Source organism: Mycobacterium malmoense (assembly GCF_019645855.1).
Classification (GTDB): Bacteria; Actinomycetota; Actinomycetes; order Mycobacteriales; family Mycobacteriaceae; genus Mycobacterium; species Mycobacterium malmoense.
In genome coordinates, this window is the sequence record NZ_CP080999.1 from 4,389,143 (window position 1) to 4,405,174 (window position 16,032).

The following is a 16,032-nucleotide window of genomic DNA, read 5'->3' on the forward strand; positions in this document are numbered from 1 at the left end:
CTTGTCAGGCCCCCTGAAACTTCGGTTGTCGCTTCTCCATGCGGGCAATCTGCGCTTCGATGACATCCTGGCTGCCCCAGGCTTTGTCGAAGAGTTCTTTGTGCTGCGGTGACGCCTCCTCGATGGCGTCGTCGTTGAGCACCCGCTTGGCATGCTGGATGGCCAGCGGCGCCAGGCCGGCGATCTCGGCGGCCCAGGCCTGGGCGTCGGCCAGTGTCCCGATGCGGTTGGCCATTCCGGTCTGCAGTGCCACGTCGGCGGTCAGCTTCTCCGCGGCCAGCAGCATCGCGCGGGCCCGTCCGTGACCGACCAACGAAGACAGTCGCCGAATGCTCCAATTATCAAGGGCTAGCCCATATTTCGACGTCGGGAACTGGAAGAACGCCTCCGGCGCGACGACCCGCAGGTCGCATTGCATGGCCAGCTGCAGGCCGGCGCCGATGGCGGCCCCGTTGATGGCGCCGATGATCGGCATCGGCGCCCCGTCCATCGCCTTGTGCAGCTCGATGAGCCGGTCGGGATAGTCGGCGGCGAAGGCGTCGCCGCTGAGATCCGCGCCGGCGCAGAACACGGTGCCCTGGCCGGTGAGCACCACGGCCCGGGCATTTTCGGCGGCGGCTTTCAGCACGGCCTCCCGCAGCTCGTCGACGAGCTGGGAATTCAGGGCGTTGCGACGCTCCGGGCGCTGCAGCTCAATGGTCGTGACGGCTTCCGCCTGGGTGACACCGATCATGAGGGCCAGGATAAAGCGTGTTGAAGGACTGGTGTCAGCCCAACCACGCCGTCGCGACAAGGCGACGGAAGCCATCCGTAAGGATGGAACCGTGGTACCGTATCGACTGTAGAAAGGTACCACCATGGCTTTGAACATCAAAGATGCGTCGATCCACGAAGCGGTCAAGCAAATCGCGAAAATCACGGGTGAGTCCCAGACCCAGGCCGTGGCGACCGCGGTGCAGGAGCGCCTGGCTCGACTGCAACGGGACGATCTCACGGCCCGGATTCTGGCAATCGGCCACAAGACTGCGGGCCGGATGAGCTCGGAGACCAAGCAGCTGGACCACGCCACGCTGCTCTACGATCAGCGAGGGCTTCCGGCGTGATCGTGGATACTTCGGCGGTCATCGCGATCCTCACAGAAGAGGACGACGCCGCCGTCTACGCCGAGGCCCTTGCCGGCGCGGACACCTGCAGACTGTCAGCGGCCAGCTACCTCGAATGCGGGATCGTCCTAGATTCCCAGCGTGACCCGATCATTAGCAGAGCGCTCGATGAACTCATGCAGGAAGCCCAATGCGTAGTCGAGCCGGTAACCGAGCGCCAGGCCCGTCTGGCCCGCCAAGCGTATGCAGATTTCGGCAAAGGCAGCGGGCACCCGGCGGGTTTGAACTTCGGTGATTGCCTCTCGTACGCGCTGGCGTCCGACCTACGCGAGCCCCTGCTATGGAAAGGCAACGACTTTGGGTATACGGGCATCAGGTCGGCGCTGGATCAGTAGGACACCAATACCTGGGGCCTGAACCATTAGGGCGTTGCCGATTCGATCGAACCGAGTTAGCCGACAGGGTTATATAGCCTCGTCACGTGGGTCGTATCACGACTGATCAACTGCGGGATGCGGTGCTGGACGACGGCTCCTTCGTCAGCTGGGACAGCGAGCCGCTGGCGGTGCCGGTCAGCGAGTCCTATGCGCGGGAGCTGGCCGACGCCCGAGTCGCCACCGGCCGCGACGAGGCGGTGCTGACCGGCGAGGGGCGCATATTCGGGCGCCGGGTGGCGGTGGTGGTCTGCGAGTTCGGCTTCCTCGGCGGCTCGATCGGCGTGGCCGCCGCCGAACGGATCACTGCCGCGGTGGAACGGGCGACCGCCGAGCGGCTGCCGCTGCTGGCCTCGCCGAGTTCGGGCGGCACCCGCATGCAGGAGGGCACGGTCGCGTTTCTGCAGATGGTGAAGATCGCCGCCGCCGTCACACTGCACAGACAGGCGCACCTGCCCTACCTGGTCTACCTGCGCAACCCGACCACCGGCGGGGTGTTCGCGTCGTGGGGCTCGCTGGGCCATGTCACCGTCGCCGAGCCGGGCGCCCTGATCGGCTTCCTCGGGCCCCGGGTGTACGAGCTGCTCTACGGCGAACCGTTCCCGGCCGGCATCCAGACGGCGGAGAATTTGCAGCGGCATGGGGTGATCGACGGCGTCGTTGCGCTTGACGAGCTACGGGGCACGCTCGATCGTGCGCTGAGGGTGATCGCCGATCCGCCCGAGCCGCTGACCGCGCGGCGGCCGGCCGAACCGGTGCCCGACGTACCGGCGTGGGACTCGGTGGTGGCGTCCCGGCGGCCGGACCGGCCCGGTGTCGGACATCTGTTGCGGCACGGCGCAACTGACCGGGTGCTGCTGTCGGGTACCGGTCAGGGTGAAGCGGCGACGACGCTGCTGGCGCTGGCCCGATTCGCCGGCCAGCCCGCGGTGGTGCTGGGCCAGCAGCGGGTCGGTGGCGGACTCGTCGGGCCCGCTTCGCTACGTGAGGCCCGGCGCGGCATGGCGCTGGCCGCCGAGTTGCGCCTGCCGCTGGTGCTGGTGATCGACACCGCCGGCCCCGCGCTGTCGGCCGAAGCCGAGCAGGGCGGGCTGGCCGGTCAGATCGCCCAGTGTGTGGCCGAGCTCGTGACGCTGGATACGCCGACGGTGTCGGTCCTACTTGGCCAGGGCAGCGGCGGCCCGGCGCTGGCGATGGTGCCCGCCGACCGGGTGCTGGCCGCGCTGCACGGCTGGCTGGCGCCGCTGCCGCCCGAGGGAGCCAGCGCGATCGTCTTCCGCGACACCGCCCATGCCGCCGAACTCGCTGCGGCCCAAGGCATTCGGTCGGCCGACCTGTTGGCCTCCGGTATCGTCGACGCCATCGTGCCGGAGCATCCCGACGCCGCCGACGAGCCGGTCGAATTCTCCCAACGGCTGTCGCGCGCGATAGCCGCCGAAGTCGACGCGCTGCGCGGGATGCCCGACGCCGAGCGCCTGGCCGCGCGACTGCGGCGCTACCGACGAATCGGATTGCCCTGAGACGCTTTGGTCCGTCAGCTCTCGGCAGCCGAGGTAGCGCTGGATGATCGCGGGGGTCGATGAATCAGTAACAACGCTCGAAGTCCGCGACCCAGTCTCACCAAAGTTATTGGGATAGAACATATTCCAGCAGATCGCGGAGTCATGATGCAAAACCTGGTGGACTCTCGTCCGGCATTGGTTACGTTGTCGTGGGCGACTGCACGCCCGGGTGAGGAGCACATCAGTAAACGATGGCCCCCTTCTCGCGAAGGGGGCCATCGCCGTTGGCGGTCACCGGCTCGCATCGGCGACCACCCGCGGACTCAGAGCAGCTTGAGGATGTTGGAAATCAACAGCCCGATATTGCTTGCCAACGCTGCGCCGAAGTTGCCCAACATCGCGGGGAAATTCGTCACGACATTTTGCAGCGTCCCAATCAATTGACTACTGATGTTGCTGATCACCGGGCTCAAAGATGGCCAACCATTGACCAACTGGTTCCCGAATTGCTGGATCGCGGTCCCGACATTGCCGCCGGCTAAGATATTAACCGAGCCAGGAGCGATGATCTGGTTCGTAATACCCTTTTGGATGGCTAGCAGCCCCTCTATCGCACCAAAGTTCTTGCTCAGCAGCCCGTTGGTGGCATTCTTTCCGGCCCCGTTGAGGAATGTGTTCATCACTGCGCCCGGTGTGTTGAGCAGGTTGGTAATCGCCAGCAGCGGCTCTCCGGCGTACCAGGCATTGAAAGCCGTCTGAAGGCTGGTGCCAAGCGCTGCCTGGGTGACATTGGGCAGCCCGAGGAGTAGATCAGCAAGGCTGACCACGCCAGTGGTAGACATGTAGTTCGTCGCGTTGGCGAGATTTTGAGTCATATAGGCCGGGATCTTCAAAATACCCTCAAGCGGAATCCCGAATTGCGCGAAGGGACTAGCCCACAAACCGTTGTAAAATTGGGTTAGGCCGCCGCTAATGTTGCCCGCCATGAGGTCGGTGATACCGGTTTGCATAAACTTACTGAAAGTGCCACCCGTTCCGAAATATGAGACGGCGTTCGTAGCGACTTTCTGAAACGCCCCGACGTACAGTTGCCCATAGTCGGCGAAGTTCGCGCCAACCTGCTGCAGTATCGGGAAGGGAGGCGCAGACATCTCACCGACAATCCGCTGCAGGTTCGTGCTGGCCGACGCGAAAGTTTGCATCCACGTCTGCACGATCAAGTTCTGGGTGGGGTCCAACGCCGCACCGGCCGCAGCGGCCGTGGCTGATCCGCTGGCGAGAGACGCGAGTTCGTTTTCCACGCCAGAGAACAAATCCACCATGGTGTCGGCGGCATCGCTGAGGCGAATGTCGGAAATGCTCACCTGGGACAGCTGCTGGGCCAGGTGAAAGTCGGGCAGGTGCTGGGTCACCGGGGCGACCGTGATGACGCTGGCGGCGGCCAGGGCCACTCCAGCGGTGATGCGGTGGCGGGCTGTACGTTCCACAACCATCTCCTTTGATCGGCGAGTCGAATTCAGATGATCGAAAGGTAGCTGAGAACAACCTGAGATTCGGGCGAGTTCGACCGAAGCTGATCAAATCCATCCGGCAGACGTCTAGCATTGCAAACCATACGAGATAAAGAAACCAATGCTCATAGGCACTTTAAAAAGCCTGGAGTTACCCCCCCCCCCGAATTTTAGTTCAGGTCGCAACTACCGGCGGGCGATCCTTAGGCTATGTTTGCCACACTATGCGGCGCGACCAGCAAACCCTCCGATACCACACCCGTCACCACACCCTTGGCTACCCACGGCTCAACTTGATGCTCGTGTCAGATGATGAATCCGCCCAAATCGCGGGGTCGATGCTGACCACCCCACGACCCACCCCCTGCTAGGCAGCTGCACTGCACGTTGGGGGTGGCAATCCGCATGAACAGCGTTGTACGCCCACGGAACGCACTACCCCTTAAAACGCAGGTGCTTCACACCGACATCGACAGCATCGGCGATGCCTGGTCGAGCGTCATCCAGCTGGCATTGTTGCGTTGGCCGTCGGGTGAAGCAGCTGTGGTGTCAGAGCCGCGCGAGGGTGGCACTGATGTCCTTGGTCAGCAAATAGAGGTCGAGGTTTGTCGGATCCTCGGAATCGAACGGTTCAAAGCCGAATCGCTGCCACCAACTCAACGCGATTGGACTTAGCGCTGTCACCACCACGGCACGGCATGCCGCTTTTTCGTTCAACTCCGCTGCAGTCGCCAAGATGTGCTTAACCATTTGGGTACCGAGCCCGAGCCCGGCAGCATGGTTGTCAGTGGCCAATCGGCCGACCAGCAGTGCGGGCACTTGGATCGGGGCGCCTCTGGCGAGAGGAGCGGGGCTGGCGGATCGATCCACCGAGGTCATAGACAAGGTCGCGTAGCAAACCACCCGGCAACTGCGGTCGGCGATCACCCACACTGCTGCGGTGTTGCCACGTCGGTTCTGGCCCGCATAGCGGCGCAGCCACTCGTCCGGCGACGGCTCACCGGAGGTGAACTCGTTGCGCTGGTGACCCTCCAGGTCCAGCAGCGTCGGCCGATAGAACTCCACTCAGTCAAGCCAGCTGAACTTCTGCGACTGCCCCAGCGCGACCGCTAGCCGCTCGTTCACCTGTGCCGGACGGTTAAGAGCCTCCGTGAACGCAGCCGCCGCGTTGGGTGATAGGTGAATGGCCCGTCGTTGAGCCAGTAGGTCATCGGCTGCCTGATTGGCGGCCTGCAGCACAAACGCTGACACACTCAAGTGCGCCGCGCTGGCAGCCTCCTCCAGTCGACGCTTCGACGCCGCATCGACACGCAGCTGTAGGCGATTATCTTTCATGACGGCCATGTACTAACAATGGCAGTACGTCACGTTGCCGTCAAGGACGATTGTGTCGGAAGCACCGTGACGTCAAAGACGATCGTCATCATCGCCGGCGCCGGCCACCGCACACTGTCTCGAACCTCACAACAGATTTCGGGCGATCCGCAACCGGAACCACAAATCGAGCGCAGCAATACCAAAGACACCGCCCGGCACATCAGCCCTAACTGCCGATCAAACGTGACGAGCAGGATGGCGATTCCCAGCAAGCGGGAGCGGGCTCTCCCATATTCATCGCGAAATCCATTGTCTTGCAAGCGATATCCTCATCCTGACCCTGGCCGGCGGTCATAAGGTGGCGATACGCTGCGACCCGCGCGAAAAGCTCGGCATGCGTTCCCGCATGCGCGATGGTCGCCCCAGAACAGTCGTCGGCTTCCAGGAACGCCACCCGATCGGCGAGCAGCACGGTCGACAGCCGCCGCGCGACCACGATGCCGGTCGTCCCGGTGAGCGCCGCCCGCAGCGCCTCGGCAGACACGTCCAACCCGGACAGGGTGTCGTCGACCACCAGCAACGTCGGCGCGGCGATGATCGCCCGGGCCAGGCACAGCCGCTGACGCTGCCCGCTCGATAGCCGCATGCCCCGTTCCCCAATACGGGTATCGAGTCCGAATGGCAGCTCGTAGACGAACCGCGCCGCCGCGATACCGATGGCCTCGGCCAACTCCGCGTCGGTAGCACCCGGGCGGCCCACCCGCAAACTCTCGGCCACCGACATCGAAAACACCGTCGGATCCTCGAATGCCGTGCTCACGGACCGGCGCAGCGACGGCAGAGACAACTCGCGGATGTCGTGGCCATCGAGCAGAATCTGCCCCTCCGACACGTCGTAGATCCGGGAAAGCAGCGACGTCAACAGGGATTTGCCCCAACCGACGGAGCCGACGAGGGCGAGCGTCTCGCCGGGCTCGATGGTCAGCGTGACATGCCGGAGCAGCCACTTGGCGCCCGCCGCCACGTCGGGAATCCGGAAGCCCACATCGCGCAGTTCCAGTCGCCCGGCCCGGACCGGGTTCGCGCGCGGCACGTCGATGATGCCGCGGGGTGTGTCGAAGGTCCGATTCGCCGCCGTCATCGACAGCAGCAACCCCATCGCCGTGACCGGCCACACCAGCGACAGCATCAAAGTGATGAATCCGGCCAGGGTGCCGACCGTGACCAATCCGTGGTCCGCCGCGTACGCACCGAAACCAAACAGAACAATCAGCGCGACGTTCGGGATGACCTCAAGCAGCGTCCAGATCTTCGCGGCCACCGACGCCGGCCCATCGATCACCACCCCCGTCATGATCGGGATACCCACCGTGGCAACAAGACTGGTAGTGGCGGCCAACACGATGGCGATGCGTGTGCGGTCGGGAACTAGGTCCGGAAGCAACCGACTCAGGTTCGAGGCCGCCCGCCGGTGCTTCGGCGCAGCGACATCCCGCGGCCGCCTGGCTTCAGTCACGACGAGTCCGTTTCCCCCTGTCCTTTGCGCGCGGTGGCGCCGAAATCGAAAGCTCACGCCTGGATTCGATCCTGGCACGGTGTGATCCACGCGCAGTCGCGGCTGGGCGTCGAAAACGTAACCGTTTAGCCACTCCCCCGAGCCACTCCCGCGAGGAGACGCAGAATCGCACTCCGGCGACCGGATTTATGCGATTCCGCGTCTGCTCGCGCAGGGAGCCAGGCTTATGCGCCCGCTCGCGCCTCCCACCCCCATCGTCGACAATCAGGCAAAATGGGCGACATGGACACTGGTGCGACTTCGCCTCGGGTTTTGGTCGTTGACGACGACTCCGACGTGCTCGCCTCGCTGGAACGCGGCCTGCGCTTGTCCGGGTTCGAGGTGTCGACGGCGGTCGACGGCGCCGAGGCCTTGCGCAGCGCCACCGAGACGCGGCCGGACGCGATCGTGCTCGACATCAACATGCCCGTGCTGGACGGCGTCAGTGTGGTGACGGCGCTGAGAGCCATGGACAACGACGTCCCCGTCTGCGTGCTGTCCGCCCGCAGCTCGGTCGACGATCGCGTGGCGGGCCTGGAGGCCGGCGCCGACGACTACCTGGTCAAGCCGTTCGTGCTGGCCGAACTGGTCGCGCGGGTGAAGGCGCTGCTGCGCCGCCGCGGGTCCACCGCGACGTCGTCGTCGGAAACCATCACGGTCGGCCCGCTGGAGGTGGACATCCCCGGCCGGCGGGCCCGGGTCAACGGCGTCGACGTCGACCTGACCAAGCGGGAATTCGACCTGCTGGCGGTGCTGGCCGAGCACAAGACCGCGGTGCTGTCCCGCGCGCAGCTGCTGGAGCTGGTGTGGGGCTATGACTTCGCCGCCGACACCAACGTCGTCGACGTGTTCATCGGGTACCTGCGCCGCAAGCTGGAGGCCAACGGCGGCCCCAGGCTGCTGCACACCGTCCGCGGAGTAGGGTTCGTGCTGCGAATGCAGTGACCATGAAGCGGCCATGAACATCCTGTCGCGGATTTTCGCCCGTACGCCTTCGCTGCGGACCCGGGTCGCACTCGCGACGGCGATAGGCACCGCCATCGTGGTACTCATCGCGGGAGCGGTCGTCTGGTTCGGCATCACCAGCGCCTGGAAGGAACGGCTGGACCGCCGCTTGGACGAGGCAGCGGGTTTCGCCATTCCCTTCCTGCCTCGGGGGCTCGATGAAATCCCCCGCTCACCCAACGACCAGGACACCGTCATCACGGTCCGCCGCGGAAGCCAGGTCAAGTCCAATTCCGACGTCACGCTGCCCAAACTGAGCGAGGGCTACGCCGACACCTACGTCAACGGGGTGCGGTACCGGGTTCGAACGGTGGAGATCCCGAGCCCCGAACCGACTTGGGTCGAAGTCGGCGCGACCTATGACGACACCATCGTCCAGATCAACAATTTGCACCGACGGGTGATCCTGGTATGCGGGTCCGCCATCGGCGCGGCGGCGATATTCGCTTGGCTGCTGGCCGCTTTCGCGGTCCGGCCATTCAAACGGCTTGCCCAGCAAGCCCGTTCGATCGATGCCGGGGACGAGGCACCGCGGGTCGAAGTGCGCGGCGCCACCGAGGCCGTCGAGATTGCCGAAGCGATGCGGGGCATGCTGCAACGCATCTGGAAGGAGCAGGACCGGACCAAGGAGGCGCTCGCCTCGGCGCGCGACTTCGCCGCGGTGTCCTCCCACGAGCTGCGCACCCCGCTGACCGCGATGCGCACCAACCTCGAGGTGCTGTCCACCCTGGACCTGGCCGACGACCAACGCAAAGAAGTGCTCAACGACGTCATCCGCACCCAGTCGCGGATAGAGGCCACGCTGACCGCCCTGGAGCGGTTGGCCCAGGGCGAACTGTCGACGTCCGACGATCACGTGCCGGTCGACATCACCGAGCTGCTGGACCGCGCCGCGCACGACGCCATGCGGATCTATCCCGACCTCGACGTCTCGCTGGTGCCGTCGCCGACCTGCATCATCGTCGGGCTGCCCGCGGGGCTGCGGCTGGCCGTCGACAACGCCATCGCGAACGCCGTCAAACACGGCGGCGCCACCCGCGTCCAGCTATCCGCGGTCAGCTCGCGGGCCGGGGTGGAAATCGCGATCGACGACAACGGCAGCGGGGTGCCCGAAGCCGAACGCCAAGTGGTGTTCGAGCGGTTCTCCCGTGGGTCGACGGCCTCGCATTCGGGGTCGGGCCTGGGGCTGGCGTTGGTGGCCCAGCAGGCCCACCTGCACGGCGGGACGGTGTCGCTGGAAGACAGCCCGCTGGGCGGCGCGCGGCTGGTGCTGCGCCTGCCCGGCCCCAGCTAGCGCCCTGCCGACCAGGGTCACCTTCTCGAGCTTTTGCGCCACGGCGTGAAACAGGCCCGCGCGGCGGATTCCTCGTCCTTGAACCAGACCTGGGCGACGGTCGGGTCGTACGTCGGGTCGTCGGGGGTGTAGTAAAGCCGGGTGTCCGAGCGGCCCTTTATCAGCCATCCCGCCGGCCCGCCGCCGTCCGGGGCGGCGCGAGCCGAGCCCGGGCCGTAGGGCGCATAGGGCAAGACCGGGATCTTTTGGGTGGGCGACCCCTCGGCGACGGGGATCTTGGTCGTCGGCGACTCCTGGGCGACCAAAGCCTTCTTCGCCGGTCGCCCCCTGGCGGGCGGAACCTTTTTCGGCGGCACCTTTTTCGCGGCCCGGGCCTTCGTCGGCCTTCCCTTGCCGGGCGGGGCCTTCTTGGGCGGCACCTTTTTCGCGTTTTTCGCGGCCCGAATCTTCATCGTCGGCGCCTCTTTAGCGGCCGGAGCCTTCTTCGGTAGCAACTTTTTGAGAAACTTGGTCGCCGGTGATTCTTTGGCGACCGAGATCTTCGTCGTCGGCGCCTCTTTTGTGACGGCAATCTTCGTCGTGGGAAACTCTTGCTCGACGGGGATCCTGGTTGTGGGGAACTCGGACGTGGCGTTGACGTCAGGGCCCGGCACCCCCACCGGCACTTGACGTTTGACGGGGCGGACGGTCAGCGCGAGCGTCAACACCAACCCCATCACGAAGGACAGGCCGAAGAGCCACCAGTGCACGTGGTTCATCGCCACCCGCCTATGCGGGGGCTGGTCGCGTCGGGAGAGCCTTGCCCATCACCTGCGCGCTTGCGCAGCGTGTTGGCGATCACCCAGGCGACGGCCGAGCCCGCCACGAAAGCGAGCAGGTACCACAACCATTGGATCACGAAATCCATGCCGGATCTCCTTAGCTGACAACGATTTCGACGCGGCGATTCTTGGCGCGACCCTCGGCGGTGTCGTTGGGGGCGACCGGGTTGACCGAACCCAGACCCTTGGTCGCCAGCTGAGCACCGGGAACGCCATGGGCGACAAGAAAATCCGAGACCGCTTGGGCCCGCTGGTTGCTCAACGGGATGTTGATGCCCTCGGTGCCGGAATTGTCGGTGTAGCCGTTGATCGTCGCATGCGCGTTTGGGCATGCCTTGAGCTTGTCCGCTACCTGGGTCAGGATCTGCTCGTCGGCCGGGGTCAGGCTAAACCCGTCGTTCCCGAACGTGATCGGGCCGCCCGTCACGGCGTTGATGGCCGCTTGCAGGTCGGTGCACGGGCCGGGGGGTGCGGGCGGTGGAGGGGGGCCGGGGGGCGTGGGAGGTGGGGGCGGACCCGGCGGCGCGGGCGGGGGAAGTGGCCCGTTAACCACAAGATTGTCAACGACTTTCAGGTGCGACCAGGTGTGCGCCGCCTCCTGTTCGACGGTGTTCTTCTGGTCTTGGGATGTGGCGGTGCCCGCCAGGGTAATGGTGTCTCCGTTGACCGTGAGACTGAAATTGGCAATCGACGCGCTGTCCTTGAAAATCGATCCGGCGTTTGCGAAATCGAGCGCGTCGACATCGGGGTTGATGTGGATTTGGTCGATGACGTTGGCGCCCGGCGCCAGTGCGCCGTTGAGCGCCTTCAACAATGCCGCTTTAGCGGAGTCATCGGGAAACTCGCCGCTGAGCGTAATGTCGTTGCCGTTGCGGGTAATTGAAAGCGGCGCCAAGGACAACTTCGGTGTGCCGGACTTGCTCGGCGGCGCCAATGTTGGTAGCGCGCCGGTCGGCCCGGTGGTGGCCTGGGGTCGCTCCAGCGCGCCGTAGCCGATTGCGGCTATCAGCAACGGAATAACCAGCAGGGCAATCAGCCAAGGAAGGCCAGGCGACCGCCGGTGAAAGTCCCCGGCCCGCCGCGAGACGGTGCCTGCGGCCGCTTGCCGCAAACCCGCGCCTAATCCCACTATCGGTCCCTCCCTCTGTCGCTACCGGGACTCGTCCGTCCTGCAGGCGATCTGCAGCCTACCGAGTCGACGCCGCGTTACCCGTGAAGTCGGGCACACTGGAGCGATGGGCAACGGCAAAAAACCCGCCGACAGCGAAACCCTGGTACACATCCGCGAGCTGGTAGCCGAGGAGAAAGCCTTGCGGGCGCAGCTGCAGAACGGCAACATCGCCACGTCGGAGGAACATGATCGCCTGCACCGGGTGGAGGTCGAACTCGACCAGTGCTGGGACCTGCTGCGGCAGCGTCGGGCACTGCGCGATACCGGCGGCGATCCGCGCGGGGCGGAGGTGCGCCCGCCCGACCAGGTCGAGGACTACCTGAGCTGAACGAGCGCGCGGCGGATTTCGACGCCATAGACGTCCTAGACGTCATAGTCATAGGTGGGGGCCACAACGGGTTGGTCGCGGCCGGCTACCTGGCCCGGGCGGGCCTGAGGGTGCGGTTGCTCGAGCGGCTGGGGCACGTCGGCGGCGCCGCGGTCTCGGCGCAGGCCTTCGACGGTGTCGGGGTCCGGGTGTCGCGGTACTCCTACCTGGTCAGTTTGCTGCCGTCGCGCATCGTCGACGACCTGGGCGCCGCGGTGCGACTGGCCAGGCGGCGATATTCGTCGTACACGCCCGACCCCGCCACCGGCGGCCGCGGTGGGCTGCTGATCGGGGCGCCCGGCGACACGTTCGCCGCCATCGGCGCCGCCGGCGATGCGCGCGGTTTCGCCGCGTTCTACCAGCGCTGCCGGCTGGTGACCGAACGACTCTGGCCGACGCTCATCGAACCGCTGCGCACCCGCGAGCAGGCCCGCCGGCACGTCGTCGAGGCCGGCGGCCCCGGCGCGGCGGCCACCTGGCGAGCCATGATCGACGAGCCGATCGGGCACGCCATCGCCGACGCGGTGGATAACGACCTGGTGCGCGGCGTGATCGCGACCGACGCGCTGATCGGCACCTTCGCCCATGTCGACGACGCGTCGCTGCGGCAGAACATCTGCTTTCTGTATCACGTGCTCGGCGGGGGAACCGGGGACTGGGACGTGCCCGTCGGCGGGATGGGCTCGGTGACCGCCGCCCTGGCGACGGCGGCCGTCAGCCATGGCGCCGAAATAATCACCGGCGCAGACGTTTACGCCGTTGAACCGGACGGCCGGGTGCGCTACCGCAGCGGCGGCGACGAGCACCTGATCCGGGGCCGGTTCGTCCTGGCCGGCGTCACACCGGAGGTCCTGTCCGGTCTACTCGGCGAACGACCGGCGCCACCGGATCAGGGCGCGCAGGTCAAGGTGAACATGGTGTTGCGGCGGCTGCCTCGATTGCGCGACGACGTCGTCACACCCGAACAGGCATTCGCGGGGACGTTCCACGTCAACGAGACCTGGACCCAACTGGGCACGGCGCATTCGAGGGCGGCCGGCGGGCAGCTGCCGGATCCATTGCCGTGCGAGGCCTACTGTCATTCGCTGACCGACCCGAGCGTCCTGTCGGACGGGCTGCGCGACTCGGGCGCTCACACGATGACGGTGTTCGGCTTGCACACCCCACACTCGCTGTTCGACGGCGCCGACCCCGACACCCTGCGCGACAAACTCACCGACTCGGTGCTGGCGTCCCTGAATTCCGTTCTGGCCGAACCGATCCAGGATGTTCTGCTAAGCGACGCGAATGGCCGGCCGTGCATCGAGACGACCACCACCGCCGATTTGCACCACACACTGGGGATGACCGCGGGCAACATCTTCCACGGCGGGTTGTCGTGGCCGTTCGCCGACGACGACGACCCGCTGGACACCCCGGCGCGGCGATGGGGAGTGGCCACGGCCCACGACCGAATCATGTTGTGCGGCTCCGGTGCCCGCCGCGGCGGGGCGGTGTCGGGCATCGGCGGCCACAACGCCGCGATGGCCGTCCTCGCGTCGGTGTAACTGGTGGTCTGGTCCGTACGTTCGTCGGGGGTTACCAAACGCCGCTGACGTCGAGTCTGCGCTGGTGGCATCGAGCCTGCGTCCACGGCTGGCTTTTCGCCTCGAACGCCGCAACCACCGCAGTCTCGGCGCCCCGGCGAACAGCGCCCCAACGAACCTCCGGGCGAGACCGCTAGCGCGCGTCGATGGTGACGTAGTCGCGTTCGGTGTAGCCGGTGTAGATCTGGCGCGGACGGCCGATCTTGCTGTCGCCCTCGTCGTGCATCTCCCGCCAGTGCGCGATCCAGCCGGGCAGCCGTCCCAACGCGAAGAGCACGGTGAACATGCGGGTCGGGAACCCGAGGGCCCGGTAGATCAGGCCGGTGTAGAAGTCGACGTTGGGGTAGAGCTTGCGCTCGATGAAGTAGTCGTCGGTCAGTGCCGCCTCTTCGAGATCCTTGGCGATGCTCAGCAGGTGGTCGTCGCCGCCGAGCTTGGCGAGGATCTTGTCGGCCTGTTCCTTGACGATCCGGGCCCGGGGGTCGTAGTTCTTGTAGACCCGGTGGCCGAAGCCCATCAACTTGACGCCGGCCTCGCGGTTCTTCACTTTCCGGACGAATTCCCCGACGTCGTCGCCGCTATCGCGGATGCTCTCGAGCATCTCGAGCACCGCCTGGTTGGCGCCGCCGTGCAGCGGGCCCCACAGCGCGTTGATGCCGCCGGAGATGGAGGTGAACAGGTTGGCCCGCGACGAGCCCACCAGCCGAACCGTCGACGTCGAGCAGTTCTGCTCGTGGTCGGCGTGCAGGATGAACAACATGTCCAGGGCCCGCACGATCTCGGGGTCGGCCTCGTACGGCTCGGCCGGGAACCCGAAGGTCATCCGCAGGAAGTTCTCCACCAGCGTCAACGAGTTGTCCGGGTACAGGAACGGCTGGCCGACCGACTTCTTGTACGCGTAGGCGGCGATGGTGGGCAGCTTGGCCAGCAGCCGAATGGTCGACAGGTCCACCTGGCCGCCGTCCATCGGGTCCAGCGCGTCCTGGTAGTACGCCGACAGGGCGTTGACCACGCTGGACAACACCGGCATCGGGTGCGCGTTGCGGGGAAACCCGTCGAAGAACCGCTTGAGGTCCTCGTGCAGCATGGTGTGCCGCTGGATCCGGTCGGTGAACTCGGCCAACTGGTCGGTGTCGGGCAGCTCACCATAGATCAGCAGGTAGCTGACCTCGAGGAAGGTCGATTTCTCGGCGAGCTGCTCGATCGGGTAGCCGCGGTAGCGCAGAATGCCGGCGTCGCCGTCGATGTAGGTGATGGAGCTCTTGGTGGACGCGGTGTTGCCGTAGCCAACATCGAACGTGGTGTACCCGGTCTTGGCCAACAGCGAGCCGAGAGCTATCCCGTCGTTTCCTTCGGTGGCGCGGACGATCTGCAGGTCAATCTCACCCCCCGGGTACTTCAGAGTTGCGGTGTCGTCGGTGTCGGCCACGAGAACCCCTTTGCGCTCTGGCTGATATGGCTAGGTGCGTATAGCTGAAGGTAGTCGTTATCGCGACGACGCGCCTGCCCGGGGTCAGGTCGACCGAACTCGCGGCTTTCCGCCAGGTAAACCCCGCCTTATCTCGCGGTGTTAGGGCTCGCGGAAGCCTATTGCCGGCGGCCCTCCCTGCGGACCGGCCACACGGCAAGCAAGCCCTCGCTCGCCACCGCATGGCGCGCGCCGTTACGGGCGGGGGCTCACGGCTGCAGGCGCTCGACCTGGTTGCCGACGACCCGAATCCGGTTGTGCACCCGGTTTTCCCGTCCCTGCCAGAACTCCACCACCTCGGGTGCGATGAGGTAGCCGCCCCAGCCCGGCGGCACCGGGACGCGCTCATAGTCCGCGAAGCGCGCGGTCACCGCCGCCAATTGGTCCAGCAGCGCCGCGCGCGACGCGATCGGCCGCGACTGGTGCGACGCCCACGCACCCAGCTGTGAGCCGCGCGGCCGCTTGGACCAGTAGTCCCGCGTGACCTCCGGATCGACCTTGCTCACCGGGCCGCGGATGTGGAACTGCCGTCCCAGCTGGTACCAGGGGAAGGTCGCCGACGCGTACGGCGTCGCCGCCAACTCGACACCCTTGGCCGAGTCATAGTTGGTGAAGAACGTGATCCCGGTCTCGTCCGCGCTCTTGCACAACACAGATCGGCTGACCGGCCTGCCCTCCGCGACGGTGGCCAGCACCATGGCGTTGGGCTCGGCCACCCCGGCGCGTTCGGCGTCGTCAATCCACTTGCGGAACAACGCAAGCCAACCCTCGGCCAACCAGTCCGCATTCAGATCGGGGCTGCCGTCCTTCTCGACGGACCCGTATTCCACGCGCATAGCCTGCAGGTGCTCTTTACCTAGTCCCGGGTCTGGTCCCGCCATTGCGTCAACGCTACCGG

At 66.0% G+C, this 16,032-nt stretch carries 16 protein-coding genes and 2 pseudogenes; 7 read left to right on the forward strand and 11 right to left on the reverse strand.

Going from position 1 to position 16,032, the window contains the following annotated elements; translation table 11 throughout:
• Positions 1–4: 4 nt before the first annotated feature.
• Entirely contained in the window at positions 5–733 is a 729-nt protein-coding gene (locus K3U93_RS20110) for an enoyl-CoA hydratase (RefSeq protein ID WP_071510510.1), read from the reverse strand.
• 124 nt (positions 734–857) lie between these two features.
• Between K3U93_RS20110 and K3U93_RS20115 the strand changes: the two genes are divergently transcribed.
• The 3 genes from K3U93_RS20115 to K3U93_RS20125 all read left to right on the forward strand — a co-directional run bounded on the left by K3U93_RS20115 (position 858) and on the right by K3U93_RS20125 (position 3,057).
• The gene (locus K3U93_RS20115) at positions 858–1,103 is read left to right on the forward strand and encodes a type II toxin-antitoxin system VapB family antitoxin (RefSeq protein ID WP_071510511.1); all 246 of its coding nucleotides are present in this window, start codon (positions 858–860) and stop codon (positions 1,101–1,103) included.
• Positions 1,100–1,498 (forward strand): type II toxin-antitoxin system VapC family toxin, encoded by a 399-nt coding sequence (locus K3U93_RS20120; RefSeq protein WP_083011411.1) that lies wholly within the window; start codon positions 1,100–1,102, stop codon positions 1,496–1,498. The genes K3U93_RS20115 and K3U93_RS20120 overlap by 4 nt, the downstream gene beginning before the upstream one ends.
• Before the next feature lie 86 nt (positions 1,499–1,584).
• On the forward strand, positions 1,585–3,057 hold the full coding sequence (locus tag K3U93_RS20125; RefSeq protein ID WP_083011410.1) for a carboxyl transferase domain-containing protein: 1,473 nt from the start codon (positions 1,585–1,587) through the stop codon (positions 3,055–3,057).
• A 305-nt stretch (positions 3,058–3,362) separates the two neighbouring features.
• On the opposite strand, the gene K3U93_RS20130 is transcribed toward K3U93_RS20125, so the two are convergent.
• The 4 genes and pseudogenes from K3U93_RS20130 to K3U93_RS20145 all read right to left on the reverse strand — a co-directional run.
• Positions 3,363–4,526, reverse strand: a complete 1,164-nt coding sequence (locus K3U93_RS20130; protein ID WP_139797096.1) for a hypothetical protein — start codon at positions 4,524–4,526, stop codon at positions 3,363–3,365.
• Positions 4,527–5,099: 573 nt separating this feature from the next.
• Entirely contained in the window at positions 5,100–5,615 is a 516-nt protein-coding gene (locus K3U93_RS20135) for a GNAT family N-acetyltransferase (protein WP_071510515.1), read from the reverse strand.
• On the reverse strand, positions 5,616–5,894 hold the full coding sequence (locus K3U93_RS20140) for a type II toxin-antitoxin system TacA family antitoxin (protein WP_230981487.1): 279 nt from the start codon (positions 5,892–5,894) through the stop codon (positions 5,616–5,618).
• A 199-nt stretch (positions 5,895–6,093) separates the two neighbouring features.
• Positions 6,094–7,191 (reverse strand): annotated as a pseudogene (locus tag K3U93_RS20145) (ABC transporter ATP-binding protein); the annotation flags it as partial.
• A gap of 465 nt (positions 7,192–7,656) precedes the next feature.
• Here K3U93_RS20145 and prrA point away from each other — a divergent pair.
• Both prrA and K3U93_RS20155 read left to right on the forward strand, forming a co-directional pair.
• Complete coding sequence (gene prrA / locus K3U93_RS20150) at positions 7,657–8,367, forward strand: two-component system response regulator PrrA (RefSeq protein WP_139797095.1); 711 nt, start codon at positions 7,657–7,659, stop codon at positions 8,365–8,367.
• 13 nt (positions 8,368–8,380) lie between these two features.
• Positions 8,381–9,721, forward strand: coding sequence for a HAMP domain-containing sensor histidine kinase (locus tag K3U93_RS20155; protein ID WP_083011408.1), 1,341 nt, complete (start codon positions 8,381–8,383; stop codon positions 9,719–9,721).
• A 17-nt stretch (positions 9,722–9,738) separates the two neighbouring features.
• On the opposite strand, the gene arfC (K3U93_RS25750) is transcribed toward K3U93_RS20155, so the two are convergent.
• The 4 genes and pseudogenes from arfC (K3U93_RS25750) to arfA all read right to left on the reverse strand — a co-directional run bounded on the left by arfC (K3U93_RS25750) (position 9,739) and on the right by arfA (position 11,671).
• The gene (gene arfC, locus K3U93_RS25750) at positions 9,739–10,173 is read right to left on the reverse strand and encodes a channel accessory protein ArfC, sunset domain variant (RefSeq protein WP_434084838.1); all 435 of its coding nucleotides are present in this window, start codon (positions 10,171–10,173) and stop codon (positions 9,739–9,741) included.
• A gap of 216 nt (positions 10,174–10,389) precedes the next feature.
• Positions 10,390–10,479, reverse strand: a pseudogene (arfC, locus tag K3U93_RS25755) (channel accessory protein ArfC); the annotation flags it as partial.
• Positions 10,476–10,628, reverse strand: coding sequence for a channel accessory protein ArfB (gene arfB / locus K3U93_RS20165; protein ID WP_176220024.1), 153 nt, complete (start codon positions 10,626–10,628; stop codon positions 10,476–10,478). The gene arfB and the pseudogene arfC (K3U93_RS25755), both read right to left, overlap by 4 nt.
• An 11-nt stretch (positions 10,629–10,639) precedes the next feature.
• On the reverse strand, positions 10,640–11,671 hold the full coding sequence (gene arfA, locus K3U93_RS20170; RefSeq protein WP_220688557.1) for a channel-forming protein ArfA/OmpATb: 1,032 nt from the start codon (positions 11,669–11,671) through the stop codon (positions 10,640–10,642).
• A 106-nt stretch (positions 11,672–11,777) separates the two neighbouring features.
• Here arfA and K3U93_RS20175 point away from each other — a divergent pair, with 106 nt between their 5' ends.
• A complete protein-coding gene (locus tag K3U93_RS20175; protein WP_083012724.1) occupies positions 11,778–12,041 on the forward strand; it encodes a DUF2630 family protein in 264 nt (87 codons plus the stop codon).
• Positions 12,038–13,627 carry a phytoene desaturase family protein gene (locus K3U93_RS20180; protein ID WP_254893632.1) on the forward strand — a complete coding sequence of 530 codons (1,590 nt, stop codon included), beginning with the start codon at positions 12,038–12,040 and terminating at the stop codon, positions 13,625–13,627. The genes K3U93_RS20175 and K3U93_RS20180 overlap by 4 nt, the downstream gene beginning before the upstream one ends.
• A gap of 172 nt (positions 13,628–13,799) precedes the next feature.
• On the opposite strand, the gene K3U93_RS20185 is transcribed toward K3U93_RS20180, so the two are convergent.
• Together K3U93_RS20185 and pdxH are read right to left on the reverse strand one after the other, a co-directional pair.
• On the reverse strand, positions 13,800–15,095 hold the full coding sequence (locus K3U93_RS20185; protein ID WP_083012721.1) for a citrate synthase: 1,296 nt from the start codon (positions 15,093–15,095) through the stop codon (positions 13,800–13,802).
• Positions 15,096–15,343: 248 nt separating this feature from the next.
• Positions 15,344–15,970, reverse strand: coding sequence for a pyridoxamine 5'-phosphate oxidase (gene pdxH / locus K3U93_RS20190; RefSeq protein ID WP_139797221.1), 627 nt, complete (start codon positions 15,968–15,970; stop codon positions 15,344–15,346).
• Between the last annotated feature and the right edge of the window lie 62 nt (positions 15,971–16,032).